Genomic DNA, 17,917 nt, shown 5'->3' with positions numbered 1-17,917 from the left:
AGCACCGTTTGACCCTACCGGGCTAGAGCAACAAATTCAGCAGTTGCAAGCTTGTGTGAGCTCATTAACTGAGGCATTTAACCAGCGCTCAGAGCTACAGCAAATAGAACAGTTAAGCCAAACCACCACCCAACTGCAACAGCATGTTTCTGCACTTCCTCCCTACTTTGACACCAGCGATCTGAAGCAAGAAATTCAACAGATCAGAGCAGAACTCCAATCCCTACGCCAACAGGTACAATCCTCAACCCCTCCTGCCGAAACAGTCAACGGTGGTCAAACCGGGTTAGCGCACCCAGAGCTTAATGGCAAACTCGCCAGACTCCCGCAACTGTTCAAGAGTTTCGCTCAGATGCAGCACCAGTTGGTAGAGCTACAGCGCTTAACTGCTAAAAGCGATCGCACAACTGTGCCCCCGCAAGAGCAGTTGTCTGAACTATCCCCAATAACGCATCGGGTTGCTTCCTCAAACGGAACGCAATTGACAACCAGTCTGAAAAATCAACGCTTGAGTGTAGAACCACTCATGGCGATGGCTGAGGCTCGTGGCATTGGCAAAGAATTTCAGATGGTGATACAAGCAGCCAAGAAACACCATCTTACACTGAATCCGTGGCCTACTAACCTGATGATTAGTCCTGCGGCTCACTTGCTATGTACTGCGCGAAGAAATTCCTCTCAATGCCTGTTTATCATTTCGGGACAGCCTACGATGGATCGAAAAGTCCGACTCTGGGTATCAACGCATGCGATCGCTGAATTTTATCCGGTTAGGCAACAAACTGTCACATCCCTCCTGGGATTTGATGGGTGGCGCGAGATGGATAAGGCACAGATAGAGGAGTTCGTCGCTAGTCTGAATCGGTTATTTGAAGAAGCCAGCGTTTAAATCAAACCAGGCAAAGTTGAGAAGCCTGGACTTTAATTAGCGCTATGAACCACATAGCAATAGTTTCAGCCTTCCGAAATTCCCCCGCTAAGGGGAGTTCGGCTTAAAGTTTCCGTTACCCATAATTTTGAGTGTTGCTGCTTTGATGCTGGGGCTTGGGGCTGTTGCAAATAGGGTCTAACCCGCTCTAGCCGGAGCACCCCGGTATACGCACCGCAGTAATAGATACTCATAACTGCGATGAGCGCCCAGTGGTTCTGGGGCACATCCTTAAAGGGGTTTGGCAACGAATCTGCTCGGTCTTGAGAAGAGGCTTGCAGAACTTGATCTCCACTTGGCTGGGCTTGTGCAGAGGGCGTTACCGGCTGCACGGTTTCGGTATTTTGAGCTTTGACGGGCATCGCGAAGCAGGCTGTGGCTATTCGTGCAGCTGTGGCAAGGATTCTCAGTTTCATCGCGTCAGACCAACAACTAATATTGATTCCGGCTGCGCCGGCTGGAGTTTAGACTAACCGCGCCCTAAAGCGCGGTTAGTCTAAACTCCTAATTAGCTGAAAATAGCTGTAAGTTGACACCAATGAGCAAGGCGAGAGTGCCCCTACAATTGACATATGTTGCACAAGGGGTGAAAATGGCTATAAATTTTTCATAGTTAAACACTACAATCAGTCGCCGGACGCCAAGAATTATGAGGCGTGACGGTGGATGCATTCGCTGTCAGAAATACCTCACCTTTGGCATTTATCACCCACCCGCTAGCTTCTACAATCGGTTGTGGTGTGGGCTTGTTGGGATTGCTGCTCACACTTTGTGTAGAGCGGGTTTCATTTTCAGAGTCAACAACAATCCAATTTGCGATCGCAGCATCACTGATCAACGGTTCTGTGGGACTGGCTGCTAAGCCTCCACGTCCAGTAATGACAAATCTGTTTTCATCTCGATTTGCACCTGCTCGACACACTTGGGATACTTGTGGTTCCACGATATCCACTGGCAAGTTGACTAATCCCTGACTCGGGTCGATGCTGGGATTGTTGATTTCCACTGTACCATTCAACTGAGGACCTGCCTGAGAACTGGCATTAATATCGCTCAAATCAGTAAGTTCAGGACGCTTCTGGAGTCCATAAACTCCAGCAGAGGTAATCGTAATTCTACCTCCCTTCCCTTGGTCAGCGTTGGCAATAATGTCGCTATTCTCACTCTTGACGCCGAGGATGAAACCATTAGGAGCATTTATGGTGATATCTCCGCCATTAGCATTGTTGCCAGCTTCAGCAGAAATCAAGCTATTGCGACGCATCAAGATAAAATCACGCACTTGCAAATCAATATTACCACCCTCGCCAGAAGCAGTCGCTGCTTGTAGTTTGCCTTCGTTATCCAGCGTTAGAGAGTTAGCTCTAACAAATAATGAGCCTGCACTCCCTCTTCCTTGACTGCTGACAGTGACTTGGGAACCATCCTGGACAGTTAACTGCTCAGCCGTCATCTTCACATTTCCGCCTTTACCTATGGCATTCCTTGATGTATTGGCAAATATCCCACTTGTCGATTTAGAATCGTTTGGCTGATGAGTTATGGAAATTTCATGCGCTTGAATCTCTATGTCACCAGCATCACCACTACTAGAGGTACTAGTAAGAAATCGCCCATTATTAGTCAATACCCTGTGAGCATTAATAGTAATATTACCTCCTCGGTAAGCACTTAGAGTGTCTGCGGTTAAACTTCCCCCATCAGATACACGTAAAGTCCCATCACTCACATTAATACTGATGTTACCTGCTGCACCTCTGGCTCTTTGCTCATTGCGCGTTCTTAACTCACTTGCTTCAGGTTTTCGACGCGGCTTCAATGGACCAGGAGATGGTTTTTTACCAGATATTTCTACCAATTCTTCAGCATTGATTTGAATATTACCAGATCTCTCGCCACTATTCGCCCGTGATGACACAAGCGACCCACCAAGGATAGAAACAGAACGCCCTAAAATAGTAATATCACCAGCATTACCTCGTGCGGCAGGAAAGCGTCGCTCTTCACTGCCAATTTCGGTGAGAAGAAAGCTATTACGCAAAGAAACTGAACCATTTGATTGTACTGTAATATCTCCAGAGTTTCCTCTGTTAAAGCTGATGGCAGCAAGTTGGCTGTTATCAGCTAAGGACACTGATTCATTGCCTTGCAGTGATATGTTTCCTGCACCTCTGACATCAGAAAAACTGCTGCTGACAAGAAAAGCATTTGATAAAGAGATAGAACCGTTGGCTTTGAGCGAGATATCTCCACCCCCTAGTCCATTTGCAATGCTGAAAGTCGATATTACCTTGTCTTCTGGGCTGACATCTTGCCCAATTAACGAAATTGAGCCAGTTGCTTCCAGTGTTACATTTCCACCACGTCCCTTTCCCTGAGGCTGAGTATTTAGTGCCGGCTCAACAGTCGAATTAGGTTTTCTGGCAACATTATTTATAGAAATATCTCCAGCGCGAATATAAATGTTTCCAGCACTACCAACGCCACCAGTATTTACAACATTAACAATCTGGCTCTGCTGATTCATTTTCACTCTTGCAGTAGCATCGAGCGTAACGTCTCCCCCTGGTGAACTACTTGCTGTCAAGCCTTTTCCTATACCCGCAAAAATCGTACTTCCTTCCAACAGATCTATGTTACGAGCCGTGACTCCTACTCTACCCGCTCCAATATCTATGACATTAACTGAAGCGTTGTTGATGAAGGATATATCCGCTCTCTGTATATCTAAGGGAAAACTCAAGGCAAGATTGTTGTCACGACTCGCAAGCCCTACCTTTCCGGAACCTGCGACTCCCGCCAACTCCACTGCACCATTGGGAGCCTGCAATGTTCCATTGTCCAAGCTCACATTGCCGCCTAATAATAACAAACTCCTACTATTAGGAACCGATAGCGTGGCTTTATTGACTTGAATAGAATTAATCTGTTGATTGGCAATTTGATTAAATAGGAAAGCATTGGGATTGACATTTAGTAATTTAGATGGTAATGGTTCTAGTGGATTTGCACTAAAAATATCACCATTCGTTAACGCAATACCATTAGCTGTCGTTCCTACAAACGAACCCCTAATATCCAAACGAGCATTTTCTCCAAAGATGATTCCATTGGGATTCATGAGAAACAGGTTGGCATGACCGCCTATGACACCCAAGATACCAAAAATTTTGGAGGGGTTTGTTCCCGTGACTCGAGTCAAAATGTTCTCAATGCCAGCAGGATTGGTAAAATAGGCTCCTCGTCCTGAATCAACGTTGAATTCGCGAAAACTGTGGAAGAGATTAACTCCTCGAGTTGCCCCACCAGAAATGACTTCGCTGTTGATACCATTAATATTAAGATTGGGTGTGACTACGCTTGTCTGGGCACCCAAGCTGTTATCAACTGTGATATTTTGAGCTAGTGCAGATTCCCCTGATAAACCAAGAGCTTCACCAATGACCAAACAAGTTCCTAGGGCGAACCAAAAGCTCTTATACCACATGTGTCTGCTCCTATTTTATTGGTATGGCGACCCTCTCTAGTAGGGTCATAGGTCCGAGGTGTTTGAGAATCTGCATTTGTTGCTCGTTTCGTACGAAAAGGGAACCCGCAAATCCTAGTGAGTTGACGGCGATGGACTCGAAAGATTCATGCGATCGCGGTACAATCAACATCCATTGCCGTGTAGCCAGAAGATTATACGCACCAGATTGCCTGTTTGAACTTATGTCACCGTTTTCTAGGCTCAGAGCGCGCAGCATATTATTATAGCACAAAAGCGTTGCTTGAGCCGCTTCTAATGGGGACTGCGCCCAATCGAGGTCTAGTCTTGTAAAGGCGTGTACAAAAGGAAGTTCCGGTATAGTGGTAACATTTTGAAATTTGGCAGATGCAAGCAGAGGTTCAATGGGTATCTGCGGTCCAGTGGGTACGAGTGGAAGTGGAACAAGTTGCAAGTGCTTGTGTCGCTGACTCGCACCTGCGGTCTTCCCACCATTGTAAAATACTAAACCATCAATTTGGGCTAAACATGCCCACATCGCTGTAAAATCTTCCAGCGTGAGTAAGGTTTCTTGTTCCTCGAACGCACGCGTGATGAGCAGCAGGTGATACTCAGCAACGTTGTATTTGTTCAAGATGCATACATGGGTGTCGGAAATATCCGCAACAAATAAATCCTCCTCATAGGGAAGAAAAGGATTGAACTCCTTACCAGAGGGGGTGGTTTGTTTTTCCTGTTTCTGCTTAGCTGCCTCTTTACGCGTAAGGTTAGATAAGATTCGCACCAAGAAGCGAACGCCTCCCTGTTCTACGAACTCATACTCTGTTGGGATTGACACCAACGCTTTGCATCCGAGAGCATGCTCAGTCTGCTCTCTGACACGTTCCCACAACGTGCCTGGTTCCAGTAAAATTTCTGTCTGTGCAGTAAGTGTTTTTTCTTGCATGGTGAAATATTTTATCAGTAGAGTGTTTGTTATACTACGTTTTTTATACAAATTTATTAAACCAACTGCTAAGACGCATAGATATCCGGCGGACAGCTTATTTAACAGTTACCAGTTATCAGTTATCAGTTATCAGTTATCAGTTTCATCGTTGGGGGAAACACCACACCAAGAGCACCAGAGAGTGTTGGTGGCGGGTTTAAATCCCCCACCAGGAAGCAGGCGTCACTGCGTAGGTAGCTGTTCACTGTTTTAAGGGTAGGGTAGGACATTTTTGTTAAGGATTACCAACAGAAAAGCCCCGACGTGTAGCTTTTACGCTAGCTAATTCTACTTGAAAACTCACCTTGTCGCTCCTGACACCACTTTTCGCTTCCAATGTCCATGTACCAGGGCGCAGAGTCCAAAATACAGAATGAGATGATGTAGCTAGCTTTTCACCATTCAGCCACCACTGCACAGGCGCTGCGGATGTCCCTGCAAGCTTAAACTCAAGTCTTTGCTTCGCCTCGTCACCTGGATACAGCAAGAATACATCGTCCTGATGAGGAGATAGAATCTTCAGCTTGTTATTGCGGTTTTCATTTGAGACGCCAGTCGCCTTGTCGGGAACCTCGGCACGCGGCTGGCTTTGGAATACACCAGGCGTGCGAGAATGTGGTATGTGTGAATCTCTATCAGGGATTGAAATAGAAGTCAAACTAGATTGCTCTTGCCTTGCCAACCACTCATCATACTCACCAGAGAAAGTGAAACGGTTCTGACGTTCGTAGTCCCCAAGGTTTTCTGCGTAAAAATATTCCTGTACCACTGAGGAACAATCTGGTGTTGGTCGTAACCCCGAATTTGCACAGATGGGTAATTGTACCATACCTTTTGGAGAAGGAAAACTTGCTGGTTCTTGATGCTCATGTAGGTGTAGCATAATCCGATTCCACAAAGGTGCTGCTCCCGTAACTCCAGAAACCTGGCGCATTGGATCGCCATCGAAATTACCTACCCAAGTGGCAACGGTGTAGTCAGTGGTAAATCCAACCGTCCAAGTATCGCGAAAATTCGAGGAAGTGCCAGTTTTAACAGCAGCGGGAAACGGTAAACTCAACACTGAGTCTACACCAAACGCTGTTGCACGTGCATGGCGATCGCTCAGCATATCGGTAATTAATTGCCATGTCGTTACCCCACCCCCAGCCCCTCCCCGCAAGCGAGGAGGGGAGTAAATGCCCTCCTCTCTGCTTGCGGAGAGGAGCCAGCGCCGTGCGGGGGTTTCCCCCGTTGAGGCGACTGGCGTGTGGGTTGGGGGGTGAGGTTCTAGTTGATTAAATGTAGTTATCAGCGACGTTGCTTCTCCCAGTCGTGCCATAGTGAGATAAGCTCTAGCCAGTTCCCATAAACTGACTTCGCCACTGCCCAAAGTCAATCCTAACCCGTAGTACTCTGCGCTTTGGTTGAGGTGTTCAAACCTCAACTCGTGGAGACGATCCAAAAAAGTTTGCACACCGACTTTTTCCAACACTCTGACAGCTGGAACATTCAGGGAATTCGCCAAAGCCACACGTACCCGTACTGGTCCGAGAAAGCTATTGGTATAATCTGTAGGACTGTAGAGTTTTGCACCGGGAATTGCGTAGTGAGCAGGCACATCTGCCAGAATTGTATTCGGGCGAATTACACCTTTTTCCAAAGCCAACTCATACAGAAACGGCTTGAGAGTAGAACCTGGTTGACGCAACGCCTGAACACCATCATTCCTTCCTTGCTTGGCTTCATTAAAGTAATCAGGCGAACCGACATAAGCCAAAACTTCCCCAGTGTGGTTATCAATCACCAAAGCAGCTGCATCATGGACATTGTTAGCAGCGAGGGTGGAAAGTACCTGCTGCACCTGTGCTTCCACAAACTGTTGCAAGGGACGATCTATGGTGGTGCGGATAGGGCTAGAATTCCACCCCGACTTTGCCCCTCCCTGCTTGCGGGGAGGGGTTGGGGGTGGGGTTATGGGTGGCGTTGTTTGCTGACTAGCTAGCCAAAACAAAAAATGTGGTGCAGCAATAATTCCTCGTTGGCGAGACTGAAACGAGATTTCTTCAGCATATGCTCGTTCTGCTTGAGAGCGAGTGATGTACCCATCTTGTACCATACGATTGAGAACGTATTTCTGCCGCTGCTTAAGGCGTTCATAATGTTGCAGTGGATCAAAGTAAGTGGGATTATTAGGGATAGCAGCGAGCAAACTAGCTTGAGCAAGATTCAGATCGTTCGCAGGTATGGAAAAATAGGTACGAGCAGCTGCTTCCACACCATAGATATTCCCTCCCATTGGTAAACGATTGATGTAAGAAGAGAGGATTTCATCTTTGTTCATTCCAGCAACTAACCGCCAAGAAAGCCAAATTTCTTGAATTTTACCCGATAGGCTGCGGGAGACTGGATCTAACATCCGCGCCAATTGCATAGTAATTGTAGAAGCACCGGAAACAATTCTTTTAGTGTGTAGTGCATCCTTAAGTGCGCGGGCTGCTGCTTTGAGATCCAGCGCCCCATGATCATAAAAGTCCCCATCTTCCGCTGCGAGAATGGCGTGGATAAAATGGGGAGACACTTGATTTAATGGCACCACAGATGTATGCTCTTGGTCACGGGTGAGCAACGTTCCCAGTGGTAATCCATTGCGATCGCTAAATTCGAGTGCGAGTTGCTGTTGTGCGATATCTGCGGTATGAATGGGAGCGAAATATGGGAGTAAGCGCACTGTCATGCATATTAGCAGTAAGGCAATGATAACTTTGCCTCTTATGCGATTGGCTTTGCCACTGCCCTTAGAGCGATCGCGCTGACGCCAAATTTTCTTTTTCATCTGCACAAGCCACCCCTAAGCTAGTTTCATCAGCGCATCCCCTGCACAGCAAGACATACCTTAATTTTTGCGCTATGGTTCTGACAAAATCAGGAAATATTTCCAACCTGTAACAATAAACCTTTACAGCGCAATTCAATTGAATGAAGTAATTATTTATCTGTGTCCATCTGTGTCCATCTGTGGTTTGTTTTTACTCTTCTTATACCCATTCTCCATCAAGATACACTTAATATTTATTAAACGAACCGCCAAGACGAGCCAGCGCTGCAGGAGGGTTTCCCTCCGTAGGCGACTGGCGTTGCCAAGTACGCCAAGAGTGAAAGAGTAAGTATTAAGTGCAAGTTTACAGAGAATTGGTATTAATGTTGCAACCTATTTAATATTTACATAATACTTCATATAAAAAATCTAGCGATTTCCGGAACAAGCAGACTAGCTTGGGTATCAATGTAAATCATCCTTATATAGCTTTGTCGCGTGGGCATTGTCCACGATACTTTCGCTTGTCATAATTTTTAAATTTTTAATTGCTTAAACTTTAATACTATACGTCGTGCTAAATATGTTCATAAGAATTTTTATGCAGTCTCTGCTATTCCTAACACTTATGCTAGGAATAGCAAACTGTCATTTTGTTAACGTCTCTCCAGGAAGAGAGCAACTTCCTACGGTTTCTCAACTCACACCGCCACAATTACCAGATTGGATCGAACAAATTAGTCCATTTGCAGACACGAAATCTCTCAACCAAATCCGCATCCGGTTTAAAGAACCTTTAATTCCCGTTGAAAGTCTTGATAGTCCAGAACAACAAAGTTTGTTACAAAAGTTTGAAATCTTACCACCTATACCTGGTCACTTTAGATTTTTGACACCGCGTATGGTGGGATTTCAAGCTGATGAAGCAATGCCAAAAGCGACGCGGTTTCAAGTTACCCTGAAAGCAGGCTTGGCGGATTTAAGAAATCACCGTCTCGACAAAGATTTGGCTTGGACTTTCAATACTGAACCTATCCAAATAACTAATTTACCTGGTAAGAATCCTATAGAAAAGTCTGAACTTGAACCGATTGATTTACAGGAAAAATTGCAATTCACCTCGAATACAGAACTAGATTTAGCTTCGGTACAGAAGCATTTACAACTGATTCCCCAAGGGAATAACAAGAGTGTGCGGTTTAAGGTAGAATTTGCTAAAGAAGAAAAACCATCGGAACCTATAGACCCTTTGGAAAAATTCGATTCTTCGGCACGTAAATGGATTTATAACTTAACTCCGCAAGAAAATCTCCAAAAAGCTACGAATTATCGCCTAGAATTTTCTCCTGGGATACGTCCGGCTTCTGGTAATTTACCCAGTGAGCAAACATTTGTGAGTAAGTTATCAACTTATTCTCCCTTACATTTTCAGGGAATTAAGTTTTATGGTCAACCAGATGCTGGGGGAACCTATGGAAGATTTGTTAATGGAAGCCCTCAGCTTGAATTTAACAATGGCTTAGTGGCAGATTCAGCTATTGAAAATATTAAAATTAATCCTGCACCAAAATCTATTGCGCGAATTATACAAGCAATTGACCAAGAAAAAATTATTACTATCAATCCTTATGCTTTAGAACCTGCAAAAACTTATACATTTACTATTGGTGCAAATCTCAAAGATAAGTTTGGGCAAACTTTAGGTAAGCCTGTCACAGTGAAATATGACACTGGAGATTTGGCTGGAAGTCTCTGGGTTCCTGAAGGTTTAAATATTTTCCCATCTGGAAAAGACTTACGGTTAAATATTGCTACAACAAATTTGCCAGAATCAAATTACAAAGCAGCTTATAAAGTTGTTCAACCAACAGATTTAGTTTATTTCAATTCTGCTTATCCCAGGGGCAATGGTAATGATTTCTTACCAAAACCAAGTGACTGGCAAAGCTTCAAAGTATCAGGTAAGAAAAATCAGCAAGTTGAAGTTGCTGTTCCTATCAGAGAAAAACTTGGTGCTGCTATAGGAATGTTAGCTTATGGGGTGCAAGCACGCACAAATACTTATAAAGAAAATGGCAAGGAACTGTGGCGGGAACCTACGACTTATGGAATGGTTCAACTGACAAATTTGGGTGTCTTTACACAGTGGTTTCCCGAATCAGGTTTCATTAGAGTTCATCACCTTGCTGATGGTTCACCAGTCAAAGCTGCTGCTGTCGAAATTTATCAATCACAATTAGAGTCAAAATCTCGCCCTCAACCTTTACCCTGTGCTTCTCTTAAAACTGATGATAATGGCACTTTAAGGGTAAATCGTGAAAATTTGCGCCAGTGCTTTGCGGGAAATCAAAGTTTTACAAAAGAACCCCAATTGTTAGTTATTGCGCGTGAGAACCAAGATTGGGCATTTGCTCGCACGGAAGAATATAGCGGTGCTTTTGGTTATGGGCTTGATGCAGGTTGGGAGAATGGTAAGCCTGTATCGCGGGGAATTATCTTCTCAGATAGACAGTTGTATCAACCAGGAGAAAAAGCTTCGTTGACTGGTTTCGCTGACTACTTGCAAAATGGCGAAATCAAGCAGGATAAAAATGCTGTTTATCAATTAACGCTTGTCAATCCGGATGGACAGAAGACAGATTTAGGCACGAAAACAACCAATGATTTTGGTACGTTTTCTCTAGAATTACCAATCAATAATACTCAACGTTTGGGCTACTATACCATCCAGGCGAAAGGAAAAAATGGACAAGAAATTTCTGGTGAATTTCGCGTGGCTGAGTTTAAACCGCCTAATTTTAAAGTTGAACTCGAATTGGATAAAGAATTTGCCTTAATTAACGAGAAGGTAGAGGCGAAATCTACAAGTCAGTATTTATTTGGTTCTCCTGTGGAAGGGGGACAAGCGAAATATTTTGTGACTCGTCAGCAAACTCGTTTTATCCCGAAAGGTTGGGAGGAATATTCTTTTGGCAGACAATGGTTATTTCCAGAGGAACCGCCTTCTGTACCAAGCGATGTGTTGCAAACGAATGCAGAACTTGATGCAAATGGTAAAAGTAACCAAACGCTAACTGTGGCGAAAGATTTGCCTTATCCGATGATTTACCGCGTTGATGTGCAAGTCGCAGATGTTTCTAATCTATCTGTGGCGAATTCCAAGACTTTTACAGCATTGGCAAGCGATCGCCTGATTGGTTTAAAAACTCATTTCGTTGCTGAGGCTGGCAAGGATATACCCATCATAGTCATCGTCACTGATACTACAGGAAAACCACTTCCAGGTCAACGGGTGCGTCTGGAACTACAACAGATGAAATATAGCAGTGTGACTCAACTGGTAGAAGGGAGTCGGACGGGGAAAAACCAAGTTGAATATAAGACAGTCGGACAAACAGAAGTTACATCTACAAACAGTCCTCAATCTGTAACGCTGACACCAAAAGAATCTGGTTCATACCGCATCCGTGCTAATTTTAGCGATGGTTGTAAAGACGTTGCATGCAACGTCTCTACAGCAACAGATTTGCAAATTTGGGCAACTGGTGAAAATCCAGTGTTTTGGGGTGAGGGAGAAAAAGACAGACTGGAAATTAAACTTGATAAAACAACCTTCAAACCAGGTGAAACTGTTACTGCGCTGATTCAATCTCCTTATCCTGAAGGAGAATTGTACTTTGCTGTTCTCAAGGACAAACCCCTTTATCAGCAGATTACCAAAGTTAAGGGAGGCGCACCGCAAATTAAATTCCAAGTCACACCAGAAATGTTGCCAAATGCAGCAGTACAAGCTGTGTTGGTAAGACAAGGTGCGCCTCTCAACCAGTTGGAACCAGGAAGTTTAGATAATCTGGTACGAATTGGCTTTGCTTCCTTTAAAGTTAACTTGGAAGACAAGTATTTGAAAGTGCAAGTTAGCCCAGTGCAAGCATCGCTGGAACCTGGTGCAGAACAAACTGTACAAATGGAACTCAAAGACAACCAACAAAACCCCACCAAAGGACAGTTCACAGTCATGGTTGTGAATGAAGCGGTGTTACAGCTTTCTGGTTATCGTCCCCCGAATTTGGTAGATACAGTTTACGCTGAACAGCCGATATCTACCCGCTTTAGCGATAACCGAAGAAATGTCGTAGTCGAGCAACAAAATATAGCTAAACCCAAAGGTTGGGGTTATGGCGGTGGGTTCTCAGCAGCTACAGAAAATACTCGCGTCCGTACAAATTTTCAGCCTCTAGCTTACTACAATGGTTCTGTCCTCACAGATGCTACGGGTAAAGCACAAGTCACTTTTAAATTACCGGATAACTTAACCACATGGCGAGTGATGGCGATCGCCACTGATGGAAATCTGCGTTTTGGCAACTCCGAAGCGACTTTCATCACAACAAAGCCGTTGATCACTAACGCCATACTGCCACAATTTGCACGTCCAGGTGATAAATTCCAAGCTGGCTTATCCGTCACCAATAACACTGGTAACACAGGAACTCTCACAATTCATGGTGAAGTCGGCGGTACAGTCAAGTTTGCTGAGAATAACCCGACATCTGCGAATTTGCAAACCGAATTCTGTAGAGACGTTGCATGCAACGTCTCTACACCCGTGACTCGTGCATATCGTTTTGCGATGGTAGCAGGTAGTGTCGGAGAAGGCAAAGTTCGCTTTACGACTCAATTGAATCGTACAGCAGCAGATGCTTTTGAAGTGCCTTTGGAGATTAAGCCATTAGAAATCACAGAACAAGTGATTGAAACAGGAGTGATCCCCCCTCAATCCCCCCTTAATAAGGGGGGAAGGGGGGATCAAGCGAAGATTCCCCTCAATGTTGACAAAAATACTTTCCCTGATGGGGGAGGTTTAGATATTCAACTGGCAAGTACTCTGATACCAGAGATTAAAGCACCAGCACAACAAGTTTGGGAAGATGATGATTTGCCTTTCGCTGAACCTGCGGCGAGTCAGTTACTCATTGCTGCGAATCTGCAAACTTTATCTCAAAAATACAGCCAGACTTTTGCAGAATTTAATCCTAGCAAACGTGCCTCCCAAACTCTTGGGCAATTGCAAAAACTTCAGCTAGCGGATGGTGGCTTTGCTGCTTATCCAGGACAACAAAAGTCAGATCCTTGGGTTTCTTCTTATGCAGCCGAGTCTCTAGCTTTAGCTAGTCAGGCGTTTCCGGATTTGATGGATAATAGTATGGTATCTCGTCTCAAAGGATATTTGCAAAGAATTCTGGCGAACCCCGGACAATACGACTTTTGCAAACAGCAGCCATGTAAAAGTCAACTGCAACTCAATGCTTTGATGGCTTTGGCAGAATTGGGAGACAAGCGCAATACTTTCCTTGCAGATATCTATCGCCAACGCGACGCTTTTGATGTCGTGACTCAGATTAAACTGACGCGATACTTATCGCAGTTCCCAGAATGGCAGGATGAGTCTAAACAATTGTTGAGCCAGTTGCAACAGAATATATATGATACTGGTCGTACAGCAGTTGTGAGTTTACCCCCCAGTTGGGGATGGATGAGTTCACCGACGACGGCGCAAGCACAAGCTTTACGCCTGTTTGTTACCCAGCAGTACAAACCGGAAGTTATCGATAGGTTATTGCAAAGTCTGTTGGCACTACGTCGGAATGGGACATGGCAAACTGATTATAACAATGCCCAAGCGCTTACAGCTTTGGTGGAATACAGCCAACTGCAACCAACACCACCGAATTTTGTTGCTACAGTGGAATTGGCGGGTAAGAAGTTGGGAGAAAGACGCTTTGAAGGTTACAGCAATCCCAGCTTAGAAGTAAACTTACCAATGTCTAGTTTACCACGTGGGCGTCATGATTTGCAACTGCGAAAATCTGGACAAGGCACTTTGCACTATTTAGTCGCTTATCGCTACCGCTTACAGGGAAATCAACCAGGGAGATTTAACGGTTTACGGGTTACAAGAGAAATTCGCCCTGCCGTTTCCAGCCAGAGTCAGGGAACGAGAGATAAAGTGTTGCAATTTGGTTTATACGCTTCTGATAAACCATTTACAGTACAAACTGGGCAGGTGTTTGATATTGGTTTGGAAATTATAGCAGACCATCCTGTGAATCATGTGGTGATGAGCGATCCGTTACCAGCTGGTTTTGAAGCGGTAGATGCGAGTTTTCAAACTACGACACCTGCATTACAGGCAAAAGCAGACAGCTGGCAACTTGGTTTCAGAACTATCTATCGCGATCGCATTATCGCCTACGCCGACCACCTAGAACCAGGCGTTTACAGCCTTCACTATTTAGTGCGTTCTGTCACTCCTGGTACATTTCTCTATCCTGGTGCTGAAGTTCACCTGCAATATGCACCAGAAGAGTTTGGGCGTACTGCTGATTCTACAGTCGTGTTGGAGGAGAAGTCATGAGAAGGAGTCAGAAGTCAGAATATGTCCTGCGGACACGCTACGCGAACAGGAGTCAGAATACCCCATGTCCTAGTCCCGGAGTTTCAATAAAGTTACTTTGCTTTTCTATTTCTCCACGATTCAAATCGGGGGATGCGCGACCATTATTCATCCACCAGTTGCACAGGAGTTCATTCTGACTCCTGGGTTCTGACTCCTGAATTCTTCTTCGGTGATGTTAGCGCAAGTCAGTTTCAAACCAGTTTCAAGTTTTTCGTTGCCCACATTTTCCAGTCTTCATGTCAGTTATCGCTCGTGTTTAATGTAACTAAGCGTTAGGAAACGCATCATCAAATATCACAGGTCAAAGTCATATGAAACGTAACTTGACACCTTTACAAACTGACAGTTGGATTTACCGGATTGTAGTTAGCGCCCTATCATTAACCTTGATATCTTCTATTAGTGGTGCGGTATGGTTGCAAGCCAATGATAAAGAAATTCCAGAAATTCTCATAGGATTAGGAACTGGGGCGTTAGGCGGTTTGGCAGGACTGTTAGCACCGACTCCAGGGAAGGAATAATAAGTAAGTTGGGTGGAATGACAATGACACCCGACAAATAAATATTGGGGTGGGGGTAAAAGCGCAGCAACTGCTCTAATGAGAAACCAGTTCAAAACAAAATTGTTCGCCTGGTGGACAACGCTTACCTCCAACTAACTTGACTATCACTGATTTTTGTTTGCGTTCACCTTTCGAGAAATTGAGTTCATCTCCTGAAGTGTCCTTCGGTTCAAGTTGAACTGACTTCAAGTTTTGAAGTACAGTCTCTCTATTAGGGTTCTCAGACATAGATATAGCTTGAATAAAAGCTTTTGTCGCATCATAGCTAGTAGCGGTGTCCCAGCTAATTTGACCGCTCCATCTTGCACTAGCTTTTTTTGTAAATTCTTTTTCTTTTCCGTTTTCTTCTTTTTCAAACCAACCTGGAGCAAGAATCAAGCCTTCAAACGATTTCTGCAAAATTTTATCTCCATACAAACCATCCCCTGCGAGTAGCTTAAGCCTTTTTGGCAAGTTGGGTATATTATTTTGAGCTTGAATAATTTTTAAGACGACATCATATACCTCTGTATTTGTACAAAATATAGCTGCATCGGCTTTATCTTTTAAGATAATATCTTTCATCAAACTATGAGATTCATCCAGTTGTAATTGCATCAAATCTATTGGTTTTTTTACAATTTTCCCTCCTCGCGTGGTAAAGGAGTTTTGAAATGCAGTGCTCAAACTTTGACCATAAGCATCATTTTTATAGAAAATAACAACTTGTTTAATATTCTGCTTAATAGCATAATCTGCTAAATTTTCACCAGTTACTCTATCAGAAGTAACTGTTCTGAAAAAACCGTCACCACTCAGATCGGTACTAGTGCTAGTGGGAGATATCATCGCCAGATGAGCTTTTTGATACTCAGGTAATGCCTCCTTACTTGCAGCGCTAGTAACGTGTCCAATCACTCCTATAACATTCGGATCTTTAGTCAATTCTTGAGCAACTTCTTTAGCTTGCTTTGGCTCGTCATTATCCTTAGCAAGAATTATATTCAATAACCGATGAGTTCCTCGTTTGCTATTGAATTCATCTTGTGCTAATGCTACTCCTTGCAATACTCTTGTAGCAAATTTTTTTTTCTTATCTAAAGGTATAGCAACTGCCAGAGTAAAAGGATGACCCTTTGCCCATGCTTTTGCATTGTTGTAGTAAATCAGTACTTCTGGATCATTAGGATTAGCATCACTAGCTCTTTTAAAAAATTTTTCAGCATTATTAAAATGCTTTTGTTTAAACTCTTCAATCCCCTTAAGTTGACCAGAATTTTCATCACTTAGAAAAAAAGTACGTTCTCCTTGGCTAAATCGTTCTGGAGATAATACATAAGGAGTCTTACTTAGCCAAAATAGCCATCCGCCTATTCCAGCCACAATCATCGTCATGCTAGCTGCCCATCCCCGGGTAACTCGCTGCCGCTGATTTCGTAGTTTGTTCAGTTCTTCTTGACTAGCATTCAAGAATTTATAATCCTCATCTGTTAAACTTTTACTATCTGCCCAAATTAGTGCATCCTGCAATGCCTTTCCTCGCAATAACCGCGATTTATCCTGACAATTAGAATCTAACCAGGCTTTTAGTTGCTCGGCGTAAGAACGTTGCTGCGCTAATATTTGATTAGCCCAATTCTGGTCAAAAATAGCTTTATAAATGCGGTTGTAAACTCTTAACTTGCCCTTTTGCTTGACTACCAACCCTGAAAGCCGCAATTCCATTTGTTCAGGACTTTTATCTGCTGCCATTTCCTCTTGTAGCAGAATCTGCTGATATAGTCCTAACAACCTAGGAGTACGTTGCTCATCTTTTAGAATGCGATCGCGTATCGTCCGCAAATGCTCAGGTTCATCTTGTGATTCCCAATTCTTAATAACACACCTTTGCACCAATTCTTCCACACTCAACTTCTCATCATCTGTGAGGATGAGTTTACAAAGCTTTTGAGTAAGAAACGGTTGTCCGCCTGTCCAATCTAAAACTTCTTTCAGCACTGCTTGGGGATTGCTAACTTTTTCCACCAATCCCTGAACAAGTGTTTGGCATTCCTCAAACTTAAACCCAGTTAATTCAATCGCTCGACCAATATTAAAGGGTGTGCGATTTTTATCACTTATTAAATCCGAAGGTGTTGCCACACCCAACAGGGCAAACGTCAAACGCTTGTATTCTGGATTTTCTGTGCGTTTGTTGTAACACGCACGGATACCAGCAAAAAAATCGTCTTTAAAATTGATACTTAAGAGACTGTCAATTTCATCAATAAAAATGACTATTTGCTTGTGAATATGGTGTAATAGTACCCGTTCCAAAAATTCCGTCCAGCCTTGCACAGGGGAAATACTCTCCCTCTGTTCCCACCAAGCAAAGAAATCAAAATCTGCTGGCAGTTCAAATTGTAAAGCCCAATTATAAATTAATCCACCATACCATTCGCGCGATGTTACCCCTTGAGTACCAATGGCGGTAATATCAATTGCAGCGCAGACAATATCCTCCTGTTGTAATCTTTGCATCACGCGCACCTTAAGCGAAGATTTGCCCATCTGGCGGGAGTTGAGGACATAGCAAAACTCTCCCGTCTTTAGAGCATGATAAAGTTCATCATCTGCTTGACGGTTGACATAACTAGGCGCATCAACAAAGAGACTTCCCCCAACTTGATAGGTGAAATTGGTTGTAATATTCATAGAGAGTTAAAAATGAAAAATTAG

9 protein-coding genes are annotated in these 17,917 nt (G+C 43.9%); 3 read left to right on the top strand and 6 right to left on the bottom strand.

Annotated elements, in window-relative coordinates; all coding sequences use genetic code 11:
• Positions 1 to 889: DUF2730 family protein (locus AACT52_RS17575; RefSeq protein WP_158054683.1), on the top strand; the 889-nt coding region annotated here is incomplete at its 5' end.
• Between the two features lie 65 nt (positions 890 to 954).
• Here the strand turns inward: AACT52_RS17575 and AACT52_RS17570 are convergent.
• From AACT52_RS17570 to AACT52_RS17550, 5 genes are all read right to left on the bottom strand, one after another.
• On the bottom strand, positions 955 to 1,344 hold the full coding sequence (locus AACT52_RS17570) for a hypothetical protein (RefSeq protein WP_073632698.1): 390 nt from the start codon (positions 1,342 to 1,344) through the stop codon (positions 955 to 957).
• 197 nt (positions 1,345 to 1,541) lie between these two features.
• Entirely contained in the window at positions 1,542 to 4,415 is a 2,874-nt protein-coding gene (locus tag AACT52_RS17565; protein ID WP_073632696.1) for a beta strand repeat-containing protein, read from the bottom strand.
• 10 nt (positions 4,416 to 4,425) lie between these two features.
• Positions 4,426 to 5,361 (bottom strand): ATP adenylyltransferase family protein, encoded by a 936-nt coding sequence (locus AACT52_RS17560; protein WP_073632694.1) that lies wholly within the window; start codon positions 5,359 to 5,361, stop codon positions 4,426 to 4,428.
• 125 nt (positions 5,362 to 5,486) lie between these two features.
• Positions 5,487 to 5,633: a hypothetical protein gene (locus tag AACT52_RS17555; protein WP_158054680.1), complete on the bottom strand. Its 147-nt coding sequence runs from the start codon at positions 5,631 to 5,633 to the stop codon at positions 5,487 to 5,489.
• A gap of 5 nt (positions 5,634 to 5,638) precedes the next feature.
• The gene (locus tag AACT52_RS17550) at positions 5,639 to 8,218 is read right to left on the bottom strand and encodes a penicillin-binding protein 1C (protein ID WP_233153983.1); all 2,580 of its coding nucleotides are present in this window, start codon (positions 8,216 to 8,218) and stop codon (positions 5,639 to 5,641) included.
• A 583-nt stretch (positions 8,219 to 8,801) separates the two neighbouring features.
• Between AACT52_RS17550 and AACT52_RS17545 the strand changes: the two genes are divergently transcribed.
• Positions 8,802 to 14,615, top strand: coding sequence for an alpha-2-macroglobulin family protein (locus AACT52_RS17545; protein ID WP_073632692.1), 5,814 nt, complete (start codon positions 8,802 to 8,804; stop codon positions 14,613 to 14,615).
• Positions 14,616 to 14,968: 353 nt separating this feature from the next.
• Positions 14,969 to 15,178 carry a hypothetical protein gene (locus tag AACT52_RS17540; RefSeq protein WP_073632690.1) on the top strand — a complete coding sequence of 70 codons (210 nt, stop codon included), beginning with the start codon at positions 14,969 to 14,971 and terminating at the stop codon, positions 15,176 to 15,178.
• A gap of 75 nt (positions 15,179 to 15,253) precedes the next feature.
• Here the strand turns inward: AACT52_RS17540 and AACT52_RS17535 are convergent, their stop codons facing one another.
• The gene (locus tag AACT52_RS17535) at positions 15,254 to 17,893 is read right to left on the bottom strand and encodes an AAA-like domain-containing protein (protein ID WP_073632688.1); all 2,640 of its coding nucleotides are present in this window, start codon (positions 17,891 to 17,893) and stop codon (positions 15,254 to 15,256) included.
• Positions 17,894 to 17,917: the final 24 nt, after the last annotated feature.

It is taken from the genome of Scytonema sp. HK-05 (assembly GCF_963872035.1).
In the GTDB taxonomy this organism is placed as follows: domain Bacteria; phylum Cyanobacteriota; class Cyanobacteriia; order Cyanobacteriales; family Nostocaceae; genus Kalymmatonema.
Note: the sequence above shows the minus strand (reverse complement) of the source record. Positions and strands in the feature narration are given on the sequence as shown.